Annotated in this window: 20 protein-coding genes, 1 tRNA gene and 1 pseudogene; 12 read left to right on the plus strand and 10 right to left on the minus strand. The window is 64.4% G+C overall.

Annotation, left to right across the window (positions count from 1 at the left end; genetic code table 11):
* Nucleotides 1–66 precede the first annotated feature (66 nt).
* Nucleotides 67–2,019: an acetate--CoA ligase gene (gene acs, locus F6B93_RS21055; RefSeq protein WP_211696811.1), complete on the plus strand. Its 1,953-nt coding sequence runs from the start codon at nt 67–69 to the stop codon at nt 2,017–2,019.
* A 56-nt stretch (nt 2,020–2,075) separates the two neighbouring features.
* On the opposite strand, the gene F6B93_RS21060 is transcribed toward acs, so the two are convergent.
* The gene (locus F6B93_RS21060) at nt 2,076–2,774 is read right to left on the minus strand and encodes a S1 family peptidase (protein ID WP_211696812.1); all 699 of its coding nucleotides are present in this window, start codon (nt 2,772–2,774) and stop codon (nt 2,076–2,078) included.
* Nucleotides 2,775–3,107: 333 nt separating this feature from the next.
* Between F6B93_RS21060 and F6B93_RS21065 the strand changes: the two genes are divergently transcribed.
* The 3 genes from F6B93_RS21065 to F6B93_RS21075 all read left to right on the plus strand — a co-directional run bounded on the left by F6B93_RS21065 (nt 3,108) and on the right by F6B93_RS21075 (nt 5,595).
* Nucleotides 3,108–3,776, plus strand: coding sequence for a cutinase family protein (locus F6B93_RS21065; protein WP_211696813.1), 669 nt, complete (start codon nt 3,108–3,110; stop codon nt 3,774–3,776).
* Between the two features lie 307 nt (nt 3,777–4,083).
* A complete protein-coding gene (locus F6B93_RS21070; RefSeq protein WP_211696814.1) occupies nt 4,084–4,605 on the plus strand; it encodes a phage holin family protein in 522 nt (173 codons plus the stop codon).
* Entirely contained in the window at nt 4,606–5,595 is a 990-nt protein-coding gene (locus F6B93_RS21075; RefSeq protein ID WP_211696815.1) for an alpha/beta fold hydrolase, read from the plus strand.
* On the opposite strand, the gene marP is transcribed toward F6B93_RS21075, so the two are convergent.
* From marP to nth, 4 genes are all read right to left on the minus strand, one after another.
* Nucleotides 5,588–6,781, minus strand: a complete 1,194-nt coding sequence (gene marP, locus F6B93_RS21080; RefSeq protein WP_211699651.1) for an acid resistance serine protease MarP — start codon at nt 6,779–6,781, stop codon at nt 5,588–5,590. The genes F6B93_RS21075 and marP overlap by 8 nt on opposite strands.
* Before the next feature lie 5 nt (nt 6,782–6,786).
* Entirely contained in the window at nt 6,787–7,560 is a 774-nt protein-coding gene (locus tag F6B93_RS21085) for an NUDIX hydrolase (RefSeq protein ID WP_211696816.1), read from the minus strand.
* A 70-nt stretch (nt 7,561–7,630) separates the two neighbouring features.
* Nucleotides 7,631–8,293, minus strand: a complete 663-nt coding sequence (locus F6B93_RS21090) for a TlpA family protein disulfide reductase (RefSeq protein WP_211696817.1) — start codon at nt 8,291–8,293, stop codon at nt 7,631–7,633.
* 62 nt (nt 8,294–8,355) lie between these two features.
* Complete coding sequence (gene nth, locus F6B93_RS21095; RefSeq protein WP_211699652.1) at nt 8,356–9,036, minus strand: endonuclease III; 681 nt, start codon at nt 9,034–9,036, stop codon at nt 8,356–8,358.
* A 173-nt stretch (nt 9,037–9,209) separates the two neighbouring features.
* On the opposite strand from nth, the gene F6B93_RS21100 reads away from it, so the two are divergent.
* Entirely contained in the window at nt 9,210–9,620 is a 411-nt protein-coding gene (locus tag F6B93_RS21100; protein WP_211699653.1) for a hypothetical protein, read from the plus strand.
* A gap of 96 nt (nt 9,621–9,716) precedes the next feature.
* Nucleotides 9,717–10,391, plus strand: coding sequence for a cAMP-activated global transcriptional regulator CRP (gene crp / locus F6B93_RS21105; RefSeq protein WP_211696818.1), 675 nt, complete (start codon nt 9,717–9,719; stop codon nt 10,389–10,391).
* 336 nt (nt 10,392–10,727) lie between these two features.
* Here crp and F6B93_RS21110 read toward each other — a convergent pair whose 3' ends face one another.
* The 3 genes from F6B93_RS21110 to sp36 are packed head-to-tail and all read right to left on the minus strand — an operon-like array spanning nt 10,728 to nt 12,171.
* Nucleotides 10,728–11,522: an MBL fold metallo-hydrolase gene (locus tag F6B93_RS21110; RefSeq protein ID WP_211696819.1), complete on the minus strand. Its 795-nt coding sequence runs from the start codon at nt 11,520–11,522 to the stop codon at nt 10,728–10,730.
* Complete coding sequence (locus F6B93_RS21115; protein WP_211696820.1) at nt 11,519–11,995, minus strand: RidA family protein; 477 nt, start codon at nt 11,993–11,995, stop codon at nt 11,519–11,521. The genes F6B93_RS21110 and F6B93_RS21115 overlap by 4 nt, the downstream gene beginning before the upstream one ends.
* Nucleotides 11,996–12,009: 14 nt before the next feature.
* Nucleotides 12,010–12,171 (minus strand): Sp36 family protein, encoded by a 162-nt coding sequence (gene sp36 / locus F6B93_RS21120; RefSeq protein ID WP_011741883.1) that lies wholly within the window; start codon nt 12,169–12,171, stop codon nt 12,010–12,012.
* Between the two features lie 119 nt (nt 12,172–12,290).
* Between sp36 and bagA the strand changes: the two genes are divergently transcribed.
* Together bagA and bagB are read left to right on the plus strand one after the other, a co-directional pair.
* A complete protein-coding gene (bagA, locus tag F6B93_RS21125) occupies nt 12,291–13,313 on the plus strand; it encodes an ATPase BagA (RefSeq protein WP_211699654.1) in 1,023 nt (340 codons plus the stop codon).
* A complete protein-coding gene (gene bagB / locus F6B93_RS21130; RefSeq protein WP_211696821.1) occupies nt 13,310–14,470 on the plus strand; it encodes an ATPase BagB in 1,161 nt (386 codons plus the stop codon). The genes bagA and bagB overlap by 4 nt, the downstream gene beginning before the upstream one ends.
* A gap of 263 nt (nt 14,471–14,733) precedes the next feature.
* On the opposite strand, the gene F6B93_RS21135 is transcribed toward bagB, so the two are convergent.
* Nucleotides 14,734–15,090: a WhiB family transcriptional regulator gene (locus tag F6B93_RS21135; RefSeq protein ID WP_211696822.1), complete on the minus strand. Its 357-nt coding sequence runs from the start codon at nt 15,088–15,090 to the stop codon at nt 14,734–14,736.
* Nucleotides 15,091–15,450: 360 nt separating this feature from the next.
* Here F6B93_RS21135 and ponA2 point away from each other — a divergent pair, with 360 nt between their 5' ends.
* From ponA2 to F6B93_RS21155, 4 genes are all read left to right on the plus strand, one after another.
* The gene (gene ponA2, locus F6B93_RS21140; RefSeq protein ID WP_211696823.1) at nt 15,451–17,877 is read left to right on the plus strand and encodes a transglycosylase/D,D-transpeptidase PonA2; all 2,427 of its coding nucleotides are present in this window, start codon (nt 15,451–15,453) and stop codon (nt 17,875–17,877) included.
* Nucleotides 17,878–17,965: 88 nt separating this feature from the next.
* The gene (locus F6B93_RS21145) at nt 17,966–18,982 is read left to right on the plus strand and encodes a metallophosphoesterase (RefSeq protein ID WP_246540895.1); all 1,017 of its coding nucleotides are present in this window, start codon (nt 17,966–17,968) and stop codon (nt 18,980–18,982) included.
* Complete coding sequence (gene cds1 / locus F6B93_RS21150; protein WP_211696825.1) at nt 18,979–20,106, plus strand: L-cysteine desulfhydrase Cds1; 1,128 nt, start codon at nt 18,979–18,981, stop codon at nt 20,104–20,106. The genes F6B93_RS21145 and cds1 overlap by 4 nt, the downstream gene beginning before the upstream one ends.
* A gap of 55 nt (nt 20,107–20,161) precedes the next feature.
* Nucleotides 20,162–20,235 (plus strand) — tRNA-Pro (locus F6B93_RS21155).
* A gap of 161 nt (nt 20,236–20,396) precedes the next feature.
* Here the strand turns inward: F6B93_RS21155 and F6B93_RS21160 are convergent.
* Nucleotides 20,397–21,062: pseudogene (locus F6B93_RS21160) on the minus strand (tyrosine-type recombinase/integrase); the annotation flags it as partial.
* Between the last annotated feature and the right edge of the window lie 144 nt (nt 21,063–21,206).

Here is a 21,206-nt window from a genome sequence, read left to right on the forward strand (position 1 = left end):
TAGCGACCGGACGCCCAGCTACCGACTATGGACTCGCCTTAGCGAGGCGCAGCAGAGGAGAAACCAGTGACCCAGACGGCTCCCGAGAGCCCGTCCTCGTATCCGCCACCTGCGGAATTCGTCCAGCAAGCCAATGCTCGCGCCGAGCTCTACCGCGAAGCGCAGGAGGATCGGATGGCTTTCTGGGCCGAGAGGGCACGTCGGCTGTCCTGGGCGACGCCGTTCACCCAGGTGCTTGATTGGTCGGAAGCACCATTCGCCAAGTGGTTCGTCGGCGGCAAGCTCAACATCGCCTACAACTGCGTGGACCGCCATGTCGAAGCCGGAAATGGGGACCGCGTCGCCATCCATTGGGAAGGCGAGCCTGTCGGCGACAGTCGCACGTTGACCTATTCCGAATTGCGAGCCGAGGTATCCAAGGCGGCCAATGCACTGACCAACCTCGGCCTGGTGGCCGGCGACCGCGTCGCGATCTACCTGCCGTTGATCCCTGAGGCGATCATCGCGATGCTGGCCTGCGCGCGGCTGGGAATCATGCACAGCGTGGTTTTTGCCGGTTTCACCGCGACAGCACTGCACGCCCGCATCGTCGACGCCCAAGCCAAGCTGCTGATAACCAGCGACGGTCAGTTCCGCCGGGGCAGTCCGGCGCCGCTCAAGGACGCCGCCGATGAGGCAGTCGGCGAGCCGGACAGTCCGGTCGAGCATGTACTGGTCGTGCGGCGCACCGGAATCGACGTGTCTTGGGACGACGACCGCGACCTGTGGTGGCACGACGTCGTCGACTCAGCGTCAGCCGAACACACCCCCGAGCCGTTCGACGCCGAGCACCCGCTGTTCCTGCTGTACACGTCGGGCACCACCGGCAAGCCGAAGGGAATCGTCCACACCAGCGGTGGCTATCTGACGCAGTGCTGCTACACGGTGCACACCGTGTTCGACGTCAAACCGGAGACTGACGTGTTCTGGTGCACCGCGGACATCGGCTGGGTGACCGGCCATACGTACGGCGTCTACGGCCCGCTGTCCAACGGGATCACCGAGGTTCTCTACGAGGGCACTCCCAACGCACCCGACGAGCACCGCCATTTCCAGATCATCGAAAAGTACGGTGTCACAATCTATTACACCGCCCCTACGCTGATTCGCATGTTCATGAAGTGGGGCCGAGATATTCCCGACGCCCACGACCTGTCGAGCCTGCGGTTGCTGGGCTCGGTCGGCGAGCCGATCAACCCACAGGCGTGGCGCTGGTACCGCGACGTCATCGGCGCGGGTCACACCCCGATTGTGGACACCTGGTGGCAGACCGAGACCGGCTCGGCGATGATCTCGCCACTGCCCGGAGTTACCGCCACCAAACCCGGTTCGGCAATGACGCCGCTGCCGGGGATCTCGGCCAAGATCGTTGACGACCATGGCGATCCCCTGGAACCGGACACCGAAGGCGGCACGCACACCACGGGATATTTGGTGCTGGATCAGCCATGGCCATCGATGCTGCGGGGCATCTGGGGTGACCCGGCCCGCTACCACTACGCCTACTGGTCAAAATTCGCAGACAGAGGATATTACTTCGCCGGCGATGGCGCCCGCCTCGACGCCGACGGCGCCATCTGGGTGCTGGGTCGTATCGACGACGTGATGAACGTGTCAGGGCACCGGATTTCCACGGCCGAGGTGGAATCGGCGCTCGTGGGTCACGAGGCAGTGGCCGAGGCGGCGGTCGTTGGGGTCACTGATGAGACCACCACGCAAGCCATCTGCGCGTTCGTCGTACTCCGCGCCGACTACACCGCGCACGACGGCACGAGCACGGAGCTTCGTGCCGAAGTTGCTCGGGTGATCTCGCCGATCGCCAGGCCGCGCGAGGTCCATGTGGTTCCCGAACTACCCAAGACTCGCAGCGGCAAGATCATGCGCAGACTGCTCCGTGACGTCGCCGAAAACCGCGAGCTCGGTGACACCTCGACGCTGCTCGACCCAGGAGTGTTCGACGCGATCCGGGCCGCGAAGTAGTGCGACGGTCTTGAGGGCGCAACGCATTACATCGCAACGCATTACATTGAGCCGGCTCACGCCGGTACTGGCACAAACCCGGCCCCCGGCCGGTCTTTCTCGTTGATGTCGGCCAAGGCCGCATTGATCGACACCACCACCGCCGGGGTATGCAACGGGATGTATTTGGTGATGCAACTAGGCAAGTCATCGCTGAAAGCGCCGTGGATCATCCCGACCAACAGGTTGTTGACAGTCACCGGCGCCCCGGAGTCGCCAGGGCCGCCGCAGACCTGCATGACGATGGTGCCGGGGTCTTGGCCCGGACCCCAGGTGACGCCGCACGAGTTGCCGGTCGTACGTCCCTGTTTGCAGGCGATCTGGCCGAAAGTTGGATCCGGCCCGATGCCGTTGATGACAAAGCCGTCGTAGTTGGCCACCGGGGTCACCTTGGCCGGATCGAACCTGATTACGGCGTAGTCGAGGTTGTCGTTACCAGCAACCATCACGCCCAGCGGCCCGGCGCTTTCGGCGCTCTCTGAGGCGACTTCGGCCCCTGGTCCCCCGCAGTGTGCGGACGTGAAACCAATCATCTCGCCGGACCTGTCGGTGCCGATCGCGGTTAAAGTGCACATCGTTTCCCCGTCAATGACGATGGGCGCACCCCCACCCATGACGACCTTAGGGTCGGCGGCCGCGCTAGGCACCGGGAGGCACACCAGGGCAAACAGCGCGGCCACGATTGCCGAGGCAAAGTATCGGTGTGCCATCCGCAAAGCAAGACTCCCGTCAAGATTGGCACGACGCCGCTGGGTGGTTGCGCCAGTCTAGTCGGCCGGGCCGCCCCAGCCCCACGTTAGCGCGGCCAGGAGGCGGTGTCGTCGCAGTGCCGTCTTGATTCCCTTCTTAATCAAGGGAATCGACACCTTGACTCGGTTCATGAGCGGTGGCGACCGCGCGCAGGCGATGCGATTGTCGAGGCGAGGGTCGGCCCCATTACCAGGAGTCTCAGATTCGCAGAATTTGGGCGACCCGACATGCCCGCTCCTCCTGCGAAAGATCCACCGCATCCCCTAAAATCGGCACTAGTCGTCACCGAACGGTTGGACATGAGTAAAGGACACATCGGCGGAATCCTGGTAACTGCGGTCATCGCGACTTCAGCATTGTTTGGTGTACCTCTCCCGTCCGCATTTGCCGAACCTTGCCCGGACTCCGAGGTGGTGTTTGCCCGCGGAACCGGTGAGCCTCCGGGGATGGGCGAAATCGGACAGGCGTTCGTCGACAAACTGCGCTCACGCGTTGGCGGGTCCGTCGGCTCTTACGCGGTCAACTACCCTGCGAGCGACGATTGGCCGACGGGCGTCGACGGCATTAGAGACGCCGGCGCTCATGTCGTCTCCATGGCGGAGCAATGCCCCGACACCAAAATGGTGCTCGGTGGATACTCGCAAGGCGCCGCGGTAATGGGTTTCGTCACGTCCGATGCGGTACCCATGGGTATCGACCCGGCGACCGTACCGAGACCGCTGCAGCCCGAGGTGGCCGACCACGTCGCCGCAGTCGTCTTATTCGGAGCACCAAATGCCCGGGCGATGAACTTCCTCCACGAGCCGCCGGTCGTCGTCGGCCCGCTGTATGCGGACAAGACCATCCAGCTATGCGTTCCCAATGACGCAGTCTGCTCTGACGGACTGGATTTCGCTCTGCACACCGCGCTTGCGTACGTCAATGGCGTGGTTGACCAGGGGGTGGACTTCGCCGCGGGTCGCCTCTAGCTGCGACGACAGCTACGCGACGACCGTTGCGACGCGCCGAGCCGAGGCACTTGCGGGCTGAGCCTTGGCTATCGGTCCCACATCATCGATTGGGGCAACGGTTGCTCGGCGCGGGACTCTGGTGACCGTGCGCCGGGCGGACGCCGCCTGATCGGTGTTCGGTCTCTGTGTGGTGTTCGGCTGCCCTCGTTCGGTACCGCACCACATGGCAACATGAACCGCGACGACAGCGAAGAGGCTTGGCGACGACGCGGGCAGACTGGGGCCCACGAAGGAGCCAGGTAATCGAACCGGAGAGGAACGCTCTGTGAGCAAGGCTGATCGCAACAGCGGTGTGCCCAGCACCCTGACCACCATTCCGTTGGCCGACCCACACGCCAGGCCCGCTGATCCGTCGATTGGTGACCTGATCAAAGATGCGACAACTCAGGTGTCGACACTGGTGCGGGCCGAAGTCGAACTGGCTCGCGCCGAGATCACTCGCGACGTCAAAAAGGGTTTGACCGGCAGCATCTTCTTCATCGCCGCGCTGGTGGTCTTGTTCTACTCCACCTTCTTTTTCTTCTTTTTCCTCGCCGAGCTGCTCGACACGTGGATATGGCGGTGGGTGGCATTCCTGATCGTGTTCGCCGTGATGGTCATGGTCACCGCGGTGCTGGCCTTATTGGGCTTCTTGAAGGTCCGCCGGATCCGCGGACCGCAGCAAACCATCGAGTCAGTCAAAGAGGCGCGCAGCGCATTCACCCCTGGCCATGACAAGGCCGCCGACGGAGCTCACAAGTCCATCACGTCGGCCGGCACCCCTCCCGCCGATCCCTCAGGCTGGTAAATGGCAGCACCAGACCCGTCGATGACCCGCATTGCCGGGCCATGGCGCCATCTGGACGTGCACGCCAACGGCATCCGGTTCCACGTTGTCGAAGCAATACCGGATGCCCACGGCGCGGCTAACCCCCCCAACCAGCCTTCTGCCGAGCCCACCACCACGCGGCCTTTGGTAATCCTGCTGCACGGCTTTGCTTCATTCTGGTGGTCTTGGCGGCACCAGCTGCGCGGACTGACCGGTGTGCGACTGGTCGCGGTCGACCTGCGGGGCTATGGCGGCAGCGACAAACCGCCTCGCGGATACGATGGCTGGACGCTGGCCGGCGATACCGCCGGACTCATCCGCGCCCTAGGGCATTCCTCGGCCACACTGGTCGGCCACGCCGAAGGCGGCCTGGCCTGTTGGACCACGGCGCTGCTGCATTCGCGCTTGGTACGCGCCATCGCGCTGATCAGTTCACCGCACCCCGCGGCACTACGGCGATCGACCCTGACGCGCCGCGATCAGGGCCGCGCACTGCTGCCGGCGTTGCTGCGCTACCAGCTACCGATCTGGCCAGAGCGTCTGCTAACCCGGCACAACGCAGCCGAGATCGCCCGGCTCGTCCGTGACCGAAGCTGCGCTAAATGGATTGCTTCCGAAGACTTCTCGCACTCGATCGAGCATCTCCGGCAGGCCATTCAGATTCCGGCGGCCGCACACTCCGCACTCGAGTACCAGCGCTGGGCGGTGCGCAGCCAGCTACGCGACGAGGGCCGGCGGTTCATGAAGTCCATGGACCAACGCCCCGGCATCCCCATATTGCACCTACGTGGCGATGCCGACCCGTATGTATTGGCCGACCCGGTCGAGCGTACGCAGCGGTATGCGCCGCACGGCCGCTACATATCTATTGCCGGTGCGGGGCATTTCAGCCACGAAGAGGCCCCGGACGAAGTGAACCGCCATCTGACGCGGTTTCTTGAACAGGTGCACGGACAGCGGCTCAGCTGACGCACGCCCCGGTGCCCACCGGTTGCGTCTCGCCGATATTGGACAATTGACTGGCCACCTCGCCGGCCGTCAGCGCGAAGCCCGTCTCGGCATCGTCAACGGCCGCGCCGAACACCACACCAAGCACCTGACCGTTGACATCGATGAGCGGCCCGCCCGAATCACCCTGCTCCACATTGGCCCTGATGGTGTACACGTCGCGGGTTACCGGTCGCGGATCCCGATAGATGTCGGGACCGCTGAGTCTGATGGTCTCGCGAATTCTGGCCGGTGTAGCGGTGAAATTGCCGCCACCGGGATAGCCCATCACCACCACGTCGGCACCGGTTCTCGCCGGCTCCGGCGCGAAGATCAGCGGCGGTGGCGGCAGGTTCGGGACGGCCAGGATCGCTATGTCGACCGACGGGTCATAGGACACCACCGTGGCCTCAAACGGCTGGCCGCTCGCATACACCGAGACGCTGTTGGATCCGGCGACCACGTGCGCGTTGGTCATCACGCGGTCGGGCGAGATGACGAAACCGGTGCCCTCCAGGACTTTCTGGCAACTGGGTGCCAGGCTGCGGATCTTGACAACGCTTGGTTCGGTTGCAGTCACCATCGGACTGTTGGCCAGGGTGGGGTCTGGCGAGGCGACCGGAATCACCGGGGTGCGACTGAATGGCTCCAAGACATCGGGCAGTCCCGAGGTGTTCAGCAACGCTGAGAGCCGGTTGGGCACCGTCTGGAGCCAGGGCGGCGCCAGCTCGTTGACCTGGCCAAGCACCCGTGAACCCCGAACCGCGGCAGCCAGCTCGGGCTGGTCTTTGGACTGAGTCAGCGGTGTCGCCAATAGCCAGGCGGCAGTCAGCACGACCACCACCTGCACCCCGACCCCGATCACCGAGTCGATCGCGCGTATTGGCCGGTAGCGGATCGCGCCCCGGACAGCCCGTCCCAGCACTACACCGGCAACCTCACCAACGACGACCAGGGCCAGGATCAGAAACAGGGCGGCAAAGAGTTTGGCCCGTGGAGCATCGATGTGCGTGACGATGTGCGGCGCCAGCAGCACGCCGGCGATTGCCCCCAGCAGCACCCCACCGAACGACAACATGGAACCCAGAGCGCCCGAACGCCAACCGGAGATCGCCGCGATGAAGGCGACCGCCAGGACAGCGATGTCCAGCCACTGCGACGGGGTCATGGAGTTCATCGCTGCGCACCGCTCTCGCCCACCTGCTCCATCGCGTCGTCCAATTCGCGAACGTCGCTGGTGTCCCAGGGCTGCGCCCAGCCGGCGACATCGAGCACCGCGGAAATCACCTGACCGGTGAATCCCCATACCAACATCTGGTTCAGCAGGAACGCTGGCCCGGCCCATCGGCGGCTCAGGGTGCGGCGGTACACCGCGAGCCGGTTCTCCGGGTTGATAAAGGCGCGTACGGGAACGCGCGCGACCACCGCTGTTTCGGCCTCGTTGACGACAGACACCGGACCGGGATCAGGTGAGTACGCAAGCACAGGGACCACGTGGAAGCGCGACGGCGCTATGAAAGTTCGTTCCATGGTGGCCAGCGGATGCAGTCTGGACAGGTCGATCCCGGTCTCTTCGTTCGCCTCGCGCATAGCGGTGGCCACTGGCCCACCATCAGTTGGGTCGGAGGCGCCACCGGGGAAAGCGGCTTGGCCGGCGTGATGTCGCAACGTCGAGGCCCGGACGGTGAGCAATAAATCAGCATCGTCTGGGACACCGCCGCCCGGAGGCCCCGACTGCGGACCCGAAAACAGCACCAGAACAGCGGCGTCGCGCCGGTCTCGGCGCACCGACGCTGCCGATGACACTGCCGTCGCGGCAGTCACCATTGCCAGCACATCAGCGGGCAGCCGACGCCGGTACGCGTCAGGGATCTGACCGATGTTGTCGACCAAGGGGCGCAGCCACGACGGGCACAGGTCTGGGGTCAAGGAAACCGCCACACTCATCGGCGCCTCCTTGTCGGGCCTTTTGAGTCCACCTGCCCAGTCTGGTATCGAGCGGCCGGGCACGCACCCATCACGCCTCGCCCCCGACTGCAGCCGCGATCTCGTCGGCACTACTGAAAGCCCGCGGCAAGATCTGGGCAACGCTACCGTCTGCCCGCAGAACCACCGTCGCGGGCATCACGTTTGCGACCCGAAGTGCTGCGGCCACCCTACGGCGCCCATCCTGCAGCGTCGGCAGCTGAACGCCGAGTTCTGCCAACCGTAACAGCGCGGCCGCCTCGTTCTCGTCCTGATGCACCGTCACTACCATCACCGCGGGACCCACCCGTTGTTGATATTGAGCCATAGCGGGAAGTTCCGCGATGCACGGCGTACACCAATACGCCCACAAATTGATTACCACCCGCCGGCCGGCTAAAGCACGGGCAACGTGAACGGCCGAACCGTCGGCGGCGCATTCCACCACCACACCACGGAGCGCCGCGGGACCCGGACCGTCGCCCGCACCGGGACATGGCGGCAGGCCAGCACGCTGTCGCGGCCCGGCCAGGGCCTGCGGGGTGTCGGCATCACGATGTTCGCGGTCGACAGGTGTCGTAGTTCGAGCGCCGGGTGCCGAATCGTCGCCCAGCTGACCCACCAGCGCCGCTGTCAGCGCGGCGGCCATCACCAGAATCGCGATAGTCCAGCGCGTCTTGCCGCTCACCGTCTCGTCCCAGGTCGACGCGAACATGCAGCTGGCGTCACTGTGCGCCTCCAGCGTGAGCCCAGCTCCACGTTCGCGCTACTCCAATGTCACAGACCTGCCATCGCCAGCAGGTGCTCGGTTTCCGGGCCCTGGACCAGCGGCGCGGCCAGCAGCGGTTCGGTGGGACCAAGCCCAAAGGAAGGGCAGTCTTTGGCAAGCACGCAGACACCGCATGCCGGTTTACGTGCATGGCACACCCGCCGACCGTGGAAGATCACTCGGTGGCTCAGTAGCGTCCACTCCTTCCTCTCGATCAATTCGCCCACCGCGTGCTCCACCTTGACCGGGTCCTTTTCGGTGGTCCAGCGCCACCGGCGCACCAGGCGACCGAAGTGCGTGTCGACGGTGATTCCCGGAACGCCGAATGCGTTCCCGAGGATGACGTTGGCGGTCTTACGTCCCACCCCGGGCAAGGTGACCAGCTCTTCAATCGTGGCCGGCACCTCGGAATTGAACCGTTCGACAAGGGCTTGCCCGAGACCGATAAGCGAGGCCGCTTTGTTGCGATAGAAACCCGTGGGACGGACAAGGCCCTCAAGTTCCGTGCGATCGGCTTGGGCGTAGTCCAGAGCCGTGCGGTAGCGGGCGAACAAGGCTGGCGTCGTCAGGTTCACCCGTTTGTCGGTGCTCTGTGCCGAAAGAATGGTGGCCACCGCCAACTCGAGCGGCGACGTGAAGTCAAGTTCGCAGTATACATGCGGAAATGCCTGTGCCAGAGTGCGATTCATCCGGCGCGCGCGTCGCACCAAGCCGGTTCGGGTCTCCGCGGACCAGCGCGGTGCGACCTCGGCACCGTCAGTGGCCGACTTGGACTTAGAGCGCCCGGACGACTTTGCCGCTGTCACCTACGACAGAGTACTGATTTCGTGATCTCACTGAGACCTGGTGTTGATCCATGGCAATGTTTACTCTCCTTGTGTCATGGTTGCTGGTGGCCTGCGTTCCTGGGCTGCTGATTCTGGCGACGCTCGGACTGGGGCGTTTGGAGCGGATGCTTACCAGGGACACCGTCGCGCCCACCGCCGTCGCCGCCCTTCCCGATCAGGCTGAAGCCGTCGACGTGCACACCATCGCGCGGGAAGGGATGCCCGAGGCACTCGAGTATCTGCACAGCCGCCAAGCCCAGCGACTCACCCAGTCCACGCCGCCGAGTTCACCGCCTCGGCCCGGCCACGTCCGGGGATATGAAGCAGAGGCGCAACTGGCCACCGACCTCGCTGGACTCGCCGGTACCAGCCTGCCGACGCGGCTCCACCGACACTCCCGGGCCAATCCGGAGTTTGGGGCGAATCGACACGTGAATCGTGTGTAGCGTTGGCACGTCGAGTCGATTGGCCTATCTTTAGACTCGTCATTGGCAAGCAGTTGGTCTGCCAGTATCACTTCGTTGGAAAGCTGAAGAGGCAACGTGGACGAGATCCTGGCGAGGGCAGGAATCTTCCAAGGGGTTGAGCCGAGCGCGGTCGCCGCCCTGACCAGGCAACTGCAGCCGGTCGATTTTCCCCGCGGACACACGGTTTTTGCTGAAGGTGAGCCCGGCGATCGGCTCTACATCATCGTCGCGGGCAAGGTCAAGATCGGTCGTCGCTCGGCGGACGGCCGGGAAAACCTGCTCACCATCATGGGCCCGTCGGACATGTTCGGCGAGTTATCGATCTTCGACCCAGGGCCGCGAACATCCAGCGCAACGACGATTACCGAGGTGCGCGCGGTGTCAATGGACCGCGAAGCGCTTCGGGCATGGATCGCCGATCGTCCGGAAATCGCCGAGCAACTGCTGCGGGTACTCGCGCGCCGGTTGCGGCGCACCAACAACAACTTGGCCGACCTGATCTTCACCGACGTACCCGGCCGGGTAGCCAAGCAACTGCTGCAACTCGCCCAGCGTTTCGGCACCCAAGAAGGTGGCGCAATGCGGGTCACCCATGACCTGACTCAAGAAGAGATCGCCCAGCTCGTAGGGGCTTCCCGGGAGACAGTGAACAAGGCGCTGGCCGATTTCGCTCACCGCGGCTGGATTCGCCTCGAGGGCAAGAGCGTACTGATCTCCGACTCCGAGAGGCTGGCCCGCCGAGCGAGGTAGCCCGACGACGATGCGGCCCGCATAGCGGGGCGAGGAGGAGTTGGGCAATTCGGCCTAAGCGCGCGCGGAGCGCGGGCGCAACCGAGCGAGCATCCAACCCCGAGCGAGGTAGCCCGACGACGATGCGGCCCGCATAGCGGGGCGAGGAGGAGTTGGGCAATTCGGCCTAAGCGCGCGCGGAGCGCGGGCGCAACCGAGCGAGCATCCAACCCCGAGCGAGGTAGTGCCCGGGGAGGTCCCGGACAACCAGACCAGGCGTACTGAGAGTCCAGCGCCGAGATTGCCGTCAGGGCTGTGGTTGCTCAACGGATCACGACCGTGGCGGCAATCTGGCCGTCAATCTCGGCGCAGATAGTCCAGTTGGGCCTGCACAGACCATTCGGCCGTGTCCCACAGCCTCTCGTCGACGTCGACGTAGACATGTTCGACGACTTGGCGGACGGTGGCATGATCGCCTAGATCGCGCAGCGCTGCGCGCACCTGCTCTAGGCGCTCGTTGCGGTGCGCGAGGTACCCCGAAGCGACGGCCTCCATGTCGGCCAGTTCCGGCCCGTGCCCAGGCAGCACCATGCGCTTTCCGAGGCCACGCAGCCGTTTCAGGGATTCCAAGTAGTCGGCTAGGCAGCCATCCTCTTTGTCGATGACCGTGGTGCCGCGGCCAAGCACGGTGTCCGCGGTCAGAACGGCGCCGCCTACCACAAAAGAAAGCGAGTCAGCGGTGTGGCCAGGGGTGGCCAACACCGTGATCGTCACCCCGGCGGCATCGATCACCTCGCGGTCGCTCAGCGTCACTGCGCTGCCGCGCAGGAACTGCGGATCCGCGGCGCGTACTGACGCTCCGGTCCTCTCGACGAGTTTGTCGACACCGGCGCTGTGATCGACGTGACGGTGGCTGATCAGCACCAGCGCTATCCGGCCCAGCGCTGCAATCCGGGCAATGTGCTCGTCGTCGTCGGGCCCTGGATCGACCACAACGAACTCGTCACTGCCAGGACCGCGTAGCACCCAGGTGTTGGTGCCTTCCAGTGTGAGCAATCCGGGGTTTTCAGCCAACAGGACGGACGCGGTGTCGGTGACCGCCCGCAACTTGCCGTATGCCGGGTGCGTCAACGCCACGTCAGTCTCGGTCACGACCCCTGACCGACCTCCACAATGAGCTCTACTTCCACCGGAGCGTCCAGCGGTAGCTCCGCGACGCCGACCGCGGAACGCGCATGGGAGCCGCAATCGCCGAACACGTCGGCCAGCAGGTCAGAGGCCCCGTTGACCACGCTGGGCTGACCGTGGAAACCAGGCGCGGAGGCGACGAACCCCACCACCTTGACCACCTGGCTCACCGCGTCGAGACCTACCAGTCCATCCACTGCTGCCAGCGCGTTGAGTGCGCAGATACGTGCCATCGCTTTGCCCTCTTCCGGGCTAACGTCGGCGCCGACCTTGCCGGTCCGGATTAGCTTTCCCGCTTCGAGGGGCAGTTGGCCGGCGGTGTAGACCAGATTGCCGGTACGAACCGCGGGAACATAGGCCGCTAGTGGCGCTGCGACTTGCGGAAGCACAACGCCGATTTGCCCAAGCCGCGCCTTCCACGAGGAACCAGCAGTCACGGGGCGACGACCTCCTACTTCGGGCGCTTAAGGTAGGCAACGTGCTGCTCGCCGGTGGGCCCGGGCAGCACCGCCACCAGCTCCCATCCATCGGCGCCCCACTGATCGAGGATCTGTTTGGTGGCGTGCGTCAGCAACGGAACCGTGGCGTATTCCCATGTGGTGGGTTGGGTCATGACGTGAGCTTATCCGTCGACGCTGACCAGTTCCGATCAGCCCGGCGCCGAGCAGCAGCCAACGGTGGCGGTAAGGCGCCGGTTCTCGAAGGTCGTCACATCGCTCGGGCTAGCATGCGATTGTGGCGAACACATCTAGCGGCGGTACCGCCGTCGGCTGGCCATCGCGGCTCTCGAAGGCCCGCCTCCATTTCGTGACGGGCAAAGGCGGCACCGGAAAATCGACGATCGCGGCCGCGCTTGCGCTGACCCTGGCAGCGGGGGGCCGCAAAGTCCTTCTGGTCGAAGTCGAGGGGCGCCAGGGGATCGCGCAACTATTCGATGTCCCGCCCCTGCCCTACCAGGAGCTCAAAATTGCCACCGCCGAGCGCGGAGGCCAGGTCAACGCCCTGGCTATCGACATCGAGGCCGCCTTCTTGGAATACCTCGACATGTTCTACAACCTGGGCATTGCCGGCCGGGCGATGCGTCGCATCGGCGCCATCGAGTTCGCCACGACGATCGCTCCCGGTCTGCGTGACGTGCTACTGACCGGCAAGATCAAAGAGGCAGTGGTGCGCGTCGACAAGAACAGGCTGCCGGTCTACGACGCCATAGTTGTCGACGCACCGCCAACTGGCCGCATAGCGCATTTTCTCGACGTCACCAAGGCCGTGTCCGATCTGGCTAAGGGTGGGCCGGTGCACGCCCAAAGCGAAGGCGTCGTGAAGTTGCTCCACTCCGATCAGACCGCGATTCATTTGGTGACGCTGCTGGAAGCCCTACCCGTCCAAGAAACGCTGGAAGCCATCGAAGAGCTCGCCCAGCTCGAACTGCCGATCGGCAGCGTGATTGTGAACAGGAACATCCCGGCCTATCTGGCGCCTGAAGACCTGGCGAAGGCCGCCGAGGGCGACGTAGACGCAGACTCGGTACGGGCCGGCTTGGCGATGGCCGGTATCAAGCTCACCGACTCCGAATTCGCCGGCCTGCTGACGGAAACCATCCACCATGCAACCCGCATCGCCGCACGCGCCGAGACTGCACAAGAACTGGACGCCTTGCGGGTACCGCGACTGGAATTACCGACGATCTCCGACGGCGTCGACCTCGGCAGCCTCTACGAGCTGTCGGAATCGCTTGCACACCAGGGAGTTCGATGAGTAGCAAACCGGAAACCCTTGATATGGGTTCGATCCTGGCCGACACATCCAACCGTGTCGTGGTGTGCTGCGGCGCCGGCGGTGTCGGCAAGACCACGACCGCCGCAGCTATGGCATTGCGTGCTGCTGAATATGGCCGCACTGTAGTGGTTTTGACCATCGACCCGGCCAAGCGACTGGCACAAGCATTGGGGGTCAACGACCTTGGCAATTCACCGCAACGCGTACCACTGGCGCCCGAGGCGCGCGGCGAGCTACACGCGATGATGCTCGACATGCGCCGCACGTTCGATGAGATGGTGATCCAATACTCCGGATCGGAACGGGCGCAAGCAATTCTGGACAACCAGTTTTACCAGACCGTCGCCACATCGCTTGCAGGAACCCAGGAATACATGGCCATGGAGAAGCTGGGCCAGCTGCTCGCCCAAGACCGCTGGGATCTAGTGGTGGTGGACACTCCGCCATCGCGCAACGCTCTGGATTTCTTGGACGCGCCCAAAAGATTGGGCAGCTTCATGGATAGCCGGCTATGGCGGCTGCTGCTCGCGCCCGGGCGGGGCATCGGGCGACTGGTCACCGGCGCGATGGGACTAGCCATGAAGGCGCTGTCCACCGTGCTCGGCTCCAAGATGCTGGGCGATGCGGCGGCGTTCGTGCAATCGCTGGACGCCACTTTCGGCGGCTTCCGGGAGAAGGCTGATCGGACCTACGCGCTGTTGAAACGGCGCGGCACTCAGTTCGTCGTAGTGTCGGCAGCCGAACCGGACGCACTGCGCGAGGCGGCCTTCTTCGTCGACCGACTGTCCCAAGAGAACATGCCTCTCGCAGGGCTCGTCTTGAACCGCACCCACCCGACGTTGTGCTCATTGCCGATCGAGCGGGCGATCGACGCTACCGAGACATTGGAGGCCGACACCACCGACTCGGAGGCCGCGTCGCTGACGGCGGCCGTGCTCCGGATCCATGCCGACCGTGGGCAGACCGCCAAACGGGAGGTCCGGCTGCTGTCCCGCTTCACTGGCGCCAACCCCCACGTGCCGGTCATCGGGGTGCCGTCGCTTCCGTTCGACGTGTCCGACCTGGATGCGTTGCGCGCACTCGCCGACCAGATCACTTCGGTTGGCGACGATGCGGGCCGGATCGCGGCCCGCTGAGCAGCCGACCCACCTAACCTCGTTGGCGACGATGCGGGCCGACTAGCGGCCCGCTGAGCAGCCGACCCATCTGATCCCCGTCGGCGACGATGCGGTCCGACTAGCGGCCCGCTGAGCAGCCGACCCATCTAACCCGGTCGGCGAAGATCAAACTGGCGATGAACAGCGAGAACAGCTATCGAAATGCAACCAAAAGCAATACGTACGAGAGCACATTAATCCGCCGGCCGATTCTCAGATCGCCGGCACGGAGCTGGCCAGAGCTAGCCAGTAGTACCGGTACGACGCTTGCGCTTCTCCAGGTAGTCAGCCCAGGAGACCACTTCTGGGTGCTGCTTGAGCAACGCCCGACGCTGGCGCTCGGTCATCCCGCCCCAAACGCCGAACTCAACCTTGTTGTCCAAAGCGTCTGCCGCGCATTCCTTCATCACCGGGCAGTGGCGGCAGATCACTGCGGCCTTACGCTGGGCAGCTCCACGCACAAAGAGGTCGTCGGGGTCCGTTGTCCGGCACAACGCCTTGGATACCCACGCTATCCGCTCTTCCGCGTCCACACTGCTGAGAACGTTCTGCGCAGCCATAAGGTTCGGCCTTCGCGCACCGGGTCGTGTATCTGACACGAGCTGATCCCTTCCTCCCGGCCGCGCCCTGCGACCGCCCTCTTACGGCAACAGCCGATGCTGTGAGCTACGCCTCACTATGCGCATCAGTGTTATCCGAATCCCACTGTGTGTATAAGTTAGGTGTTCGAGTGCCGATCGCGCAACAGTCCGATAACGATTTTTTTGGGACGGGCGTGCCGTCTTGCGGCGATCGGCCGGGGGAAATGGGTCGCGCCGGTCCCGTTTTGTGCTCCTGACCAGTAACGCAGTCACAAGCTTCGGCCATGTCTGGCGCCCTGTGGAAAACCGCCCGGGAAAACATAAGTTTTTGGACAGAGCCGCGAAGGGGCGTGGCTGGCGGTCGCTACTGTAGTACGCATGCCCGAGCGCCCCCCGGCCGGTATCACGGTTCTCAAGCTAGCCGGGTGCTGCCTGCTCGCCGGAGTGGTCGCTACCGCGTTGATGTTCCCGTTCGCGGGTGGGCTCGGTCTGATGTCCAATCGTGCTTCTGAGGTCGTCGCCAATGGCTCGGCTCAGCTCCTCGAGGGAGAAGTGCCAGCGGTCTCGACGATGGTCGATGCGAATGGCAACACCATCGCGTGGCTCTACTCGCAGCGCCGGTTTGAAGTCCCGTCGGACAAGATCGCCAACACCATGAAGTTGGCGATCGTCTCGATCGAAGACAAGCGATTCGCTGAACACAACGGAGTCGACTGGAAGGGAACTCTGACCGGCCTGGCCGGCTACGCATCCGGCGACCTCGATACCCGCGGCGGATCGACCATCGAGCAGCAGTACGTAAAGAACTACCAGCTCCTGGTGACAGCCCGGACCGACGCCGAGAAGCGCGCGGCCGTCGAAACCACCCCCGCACGCAAGCTGCGGGAGATCCGGATGGCACTGACGCTGGACAAGACCTTCACCAAGTCCGAGATCCTGACCCGCTATCTGAACTTAGTGTCTTTCGGCAACAACTCCTTCGGCGTTCAGGACGCGGCGCAGACCTACTTCGGCATCAACGCCTCCGACCTGAATTGGCAGCAAGCAGCGCTGCTGGCGGGGATGGTGCAGTCGACCAGCACACTCAACCCCTACACCAACCCGGACGGCGCGTTGGAGCGACGGAACGTGGTCTTGGACACCATGATCGAAAACCTGCCTGGGGACGCCGAGGCGCTGCGGGCCGCCAAGGCCGAGCCGCTGGGAGTATTGCCGCAGCCCAACGAGTTGCCCCGCGGCTGCATCGCCGCAGGTGACCGCGCTTTCTTCTGCGACTACGTCCAGGAGTACCTCTCACGCGCGGGGATCAGCAAGGACCAGCTAGCCAAGGGCGGCTACCTGATCCGCACCACCCTGAACCCAGACGTCCAGGCACCGGTCAAGGCGGCCATTGACAAATTCGCGAGCCCAAACCTCAACGGCATCGCCAGCGTCATGAGCGTGATCGAGCCGGGTAAGGATGCGCACCGGGTACTGGCCATGGCCAGCAACCGCACCTATGGCTTGGACATCGAGGCCGGCGAAACCATGCGACCGCAGCCGTTCTCGCTGGTAGGCGACGGCGCCGGGTCCATCTTCAAGATTTTCACCACGGCCGCCGCATTGGACATGGGGCTGGGCATCAACGCGCGCCTCGACGTGCCACCCCGGTTCCAAGCCAAAGGCCTGGGAAGCGGCGGGGCCAAAGGGTGCCCCAGAGCAACCTGGTGTGTGGTGAACGCCGGAAAGTACCGTGGCTCGATGAGCGTGACCGACGCGCTCGCGACCTCACCTAACACCGCGTTCGCCAAGCTGATCTCGCAGGTCGGGGTGGGACCCACGGTGGACATGGCCATCAAGCTGGGCCTGAGGTCGTATGCGAATCCCGGGACAGCTCGAGACTACAACCCCGACAGCAATGAGAGCCTGGCCGACTTCGTCAAGCGACAGAACCTCGGCTCGTTCACCCTCGGTCCCATTGAGCTCAACGCGCTGGAATTGTCGAACGTTGCGGCCACCCTGGCCTCCGGCGGCGTCTGGTGTCCGCCGAACCCCATCGACACTCTGTTCGACCGCAACGGCAACGAGGTCGCCGTCACCACCGAGACCTGTGATCAGGTCGTGCCTTCGGGGCTCGCGAACACCCTCGCCAACGCAATGAGCAAGGACGCCGTGGGCGGCGGCACAGCGTCGGGTTCGGCTGGTGCTGCGGGTTGGAGCTTGCCGATGTCGGGCAAGACCGGCACCACCGAGGCGCACCGATCTTCGGGCTTCGTGGGCTTCACCAACCACTACGCAGCGGCGAACTACATCTACGACGACTCCAGCTCGCCCCGCGATATATGCTCCGGTCCCCTACGGCATTGCGGGTCGGGGAACCTATACGGCGGCAACGAACCGGCCCGGACGTGGTTCACCGCGATGAAACCGATCGCCGACATGTTCGGTGAAGTGCGCCTACCGCCAAAAGATCCGCGTTATGTCGACGGCTCACCCGCATCCCGGGTGCCCAGCGTGGTGGGGCTCGATGTGAGCGCGGCGCGCCAGCGCCTGAGGGACGCGGGTTTCCAGGTCGCCGACCAACCCAACGCGGTCAATAGCACCGCCAAGTACGGCGAAGTAGTCGGCACGTCGCCCGGTGGCTCAACTATTCCGGGCTCGATCGTCACGATCCAGATCAGCAACGGCATCCCGCCACCACCGCCGCCGCCTCCCGAGGGTGGTGGGCCGCCGCCCCCAGTGGGATCACAGGTAGTGGAGATTCCCGGCTTGCCGCCGATCACTATTCCACTGCTGGCACCGCCGCCGCCTCCACCTCCGCCATAGGTGGGCCATAGGTGGTAGGCCTGGGCGATTGCTCATGTGCCGTGCGACACATGAGCATTCCGACCCCAGCCGGCAGTAAGCTGCCTGCATGCCTGCTGCTCAACAACCGACTGCCCGGCTGCGTCCCGGGCCGCTGCGCGGTCCGCATCGTCGGGCCGTGCCCAGTCTGATACGCACGGGCGCCGCGGCGCTTGGCGCCACGATTGCCGGGATCGGCTACGCCGCACTGGTTGAGCGCAACGCGTTCGTTCTGCGTGAGGTAACCATGCCGGTTTTGACGCCGGGCTCAACACCGCTGCGGGTGCTCCACCTCAGCGATATTCATATGCTGCCGAACCAGCGCCGTAAGCAGGCCTGGTTGCGCGAGCTCGCCAGCTGTGAGCCGGACCTGGTCGTCAATACCGGGGACAACTTGGCGCATCCCAAGGCGGTACCCGCGGTCATCCAGACCCTGGGTGATCTGCTGTCCCGACCGGGTGTCTTCGTTTTTGGCAGCAATGACTACTTTGGGCCGCGCCTCAAGAACCCGATGAACTATCTCACCAACCCCGACCACCGCGTTCGCGGCGAGCCACTGCCCTGGCAGGACCTGCGCGCGGCGTTCAGCGAGCGCGGCTGGCTCGATCTGACGCATACCCGCCGCGAATTCGAGGTGGCGGGCCTACACATCGCCGCCGCCGGCGTTGACGACCCGCACATCGACCGGGACCGATACGAGACGATCGCCGGCCCCGCCAGCCCGGCCGCGAACCTGCGCCTGGGACTGACTCACTCGCCGGAGCCGCGGGTGCTGGATCGCTTTGCCGCCGATGGCTACCAGCTGGTGATGGCCGGCCACACCCACGGCGGGCAACTGTGCCTGCCGTTCTACGGCGCTCTCGTGACCAACTGCGGCCTGGACCGCTCCCGCGCAAAGGGCGCGTCCCAATGGGGCGAGAACATGCGGTTGCACGTCTCAGCCGGGATCGGCACCTCGCCGTTTGCGCCGGTGCGATTCTGCTGCCGGCCTGATGCGACTCTGTTGACATTGATCGCCACACCGATGGGTGACCGAGAGCCCAGCCGCGATCTAGGCCGTTCACAGCCGGCCGCGTCGGTTCGTTGAACGATGCGACCCGTGTCGCGATCCGCAGCCAGTCTCGAACCTGGACGGACAACGCGATACGGCTGATCGAGGCCGACGCCCGCCGCAGCGCTGACACCCATCTGCTGCGCTACCCACTACCGTCGGCCTGGGGCCACCGCCTCGGGGCCAATGGCCCCAAAGTTCATGTCGAGCTGTACCTCAAGGACGAGACGACCCACATCACCGGCAGCCTCAAACACCGATTGGCGCGCTCGTTGTTCCTGTATGCGCTGTGCAACGGCTGGATCGGCGAAGCCACCACGGTGGTTGAGGCGTCGTCGGGTTCGACGGCGGTGTCTGAGGCCTATTTCGCGGCCTTGCTGAATCTGCCATTCATCGCGGTGATGCCCGCCGCCACCAGCGCGTCCAAGATTGCGCTGATCGAATCACAAGGTGGCCGTTGCCATTTCGTGGACAAATCCAGCCAGGTTTACGACGAAGCACAGCGCGTTGCGCAACAAACCGGCGGCCACTACCTCGATCAGTTCACCAATGCGGAGCGGGCAACCGACTGGCGCGGAAACAACAACATCGCCGAGTCGATCTACATGCAGATGCAGGAGGAGGCTCACCCCATTCCGGATTGGATCGTTGTGGGTGCAGGTACCGGCGGAACCAGCGCGACGATCGGCCGATACATCCGATACCGACGGCACGCGACGGGGCTGTGCGTGGTCGACCCCGAGAACTCCGCGTTCTTTCCCGCATACGCAGAAGACCGCCATGACATCGTCATTTCCGCGTCGTCCCGCATCGAAGGCATCGGCCGGCCGCGGGTTGAGCCGTCTTTTCTGCCCGGCGTGGTCGACCGCATGATCTCGGTACCCGACGCGGCGTCGATCGCCGCCGCTCGTCATGTCAGCACCGTCTTGGGACGCCGCGTAGGTCCGTCGACGGGCACCAACATGTGGGGAGCTTTCAGCCTCCTCGCTGAAATGGTCGCCGAAGGGCGCAGCGGTTCGGTGGTCACTCTGTTGGCCGATAGCGGGGACCGCTACGCCGACACCTACTTCAACGACGATTGGGTCAATGCGCAGGGCCTCGATCCCACAGGCCCCGCTGAGCAACTCGTCGAGTTCGAGCGCAACTGCCGCTGGACTTGACCCGCGCCGTTTCGCCAGCCGACGGGCCGGTGCGATAGGCTGTCGTGGCTTCAGGCGGGGTGTGGCGCAGCTTGGTAGCGCGCTTCGTTCGGGACGAAGAGGCCGTGGGTTCGAATCCCGCCACCCCGACTCGTGTGTTCGCAGGTAAGAGGCCCTGAGCAGTGGTACCCGTCGGGGTCTTTTTCTGTCTCAGTCCGCAGTTGGTCCGCAGTATGTTCGAGAGCGGCCTGACGAGCCTTATCCAATGCGGCTGAAACATTTTCCAGGTCGTCCGGGAAGAGGTCGGCATAGGTGTCCATCGTCAGCACCGCAGATTGATGCCCGAGCATCGTCTGTACAGCCTTCGGGTTCGCTCCTCCACTGATCGCGAGTGAAGCGGCAGTGCGCCTTAGGTCATGCGGAGTGACCTTCGGGAATCCAGAAACACGGGCTACCAATCGGTGCACTGCAGGCGCAAATGCTCTGGGTCGGAAAGTCGAAACGCGGAGTACGCCGCCGGCGGGGGCGGTGAACACCGAGTCCTTGCGAGACTTCCCCACCATCATCGATGCCAGTTTGTCGGCGAGGAACCGAGGAAACGGCACCGACCTACGCTCGTGCGATTTTGGAGTTGACCACACCAGTCGCCCCTTGACCTCGGCGACCGCTTCGCAAACGTTCACCCGTCGGCGCGGCATGTCGAAGGACTCAACTCGTAGCGCCGCCATCTCACCCCACCTCAACCCGGTGTAGGCAAGAAACCGGACTACCGACGCGTACTGACCCAACGAGAGTGCAAGCTGTTCCACCTGGTCGTGAGTGAGATAGCCGCGCGCGCGGCTCTGGCGACGAGGAGTCTTGATTCCTGCGCATGGATTACGCGTAATTCGCTTGTCCTCGACCGCCAGTGCTAAGACCTGCCGTAGGACGCTAAGCGCGTTTTCCACCGTGGCGGCACCAGCGCCCGCGGCATGCATATCGTGAACCCATGTGCGCACTGCGGAGGTCTGCACATCTGCAACCGCAACATCCGCCCACCGATGTTGCACGTGAGACGGGCGACAAACTCTAAGCGCGTAGTTGCGGTTCAACGTTCAGAACACCAGAAGAAGTAGCCGACC

It is taken from the genome of Mycobacterium spongiae, assembly GCF_018278905.1.
Lineage (GTDB): Bacteria > Actinomycetota > Actinomycetes > Mycobacteriales > Mycobacteriaceae > Mycobacterium > Mycobacterium spongiae.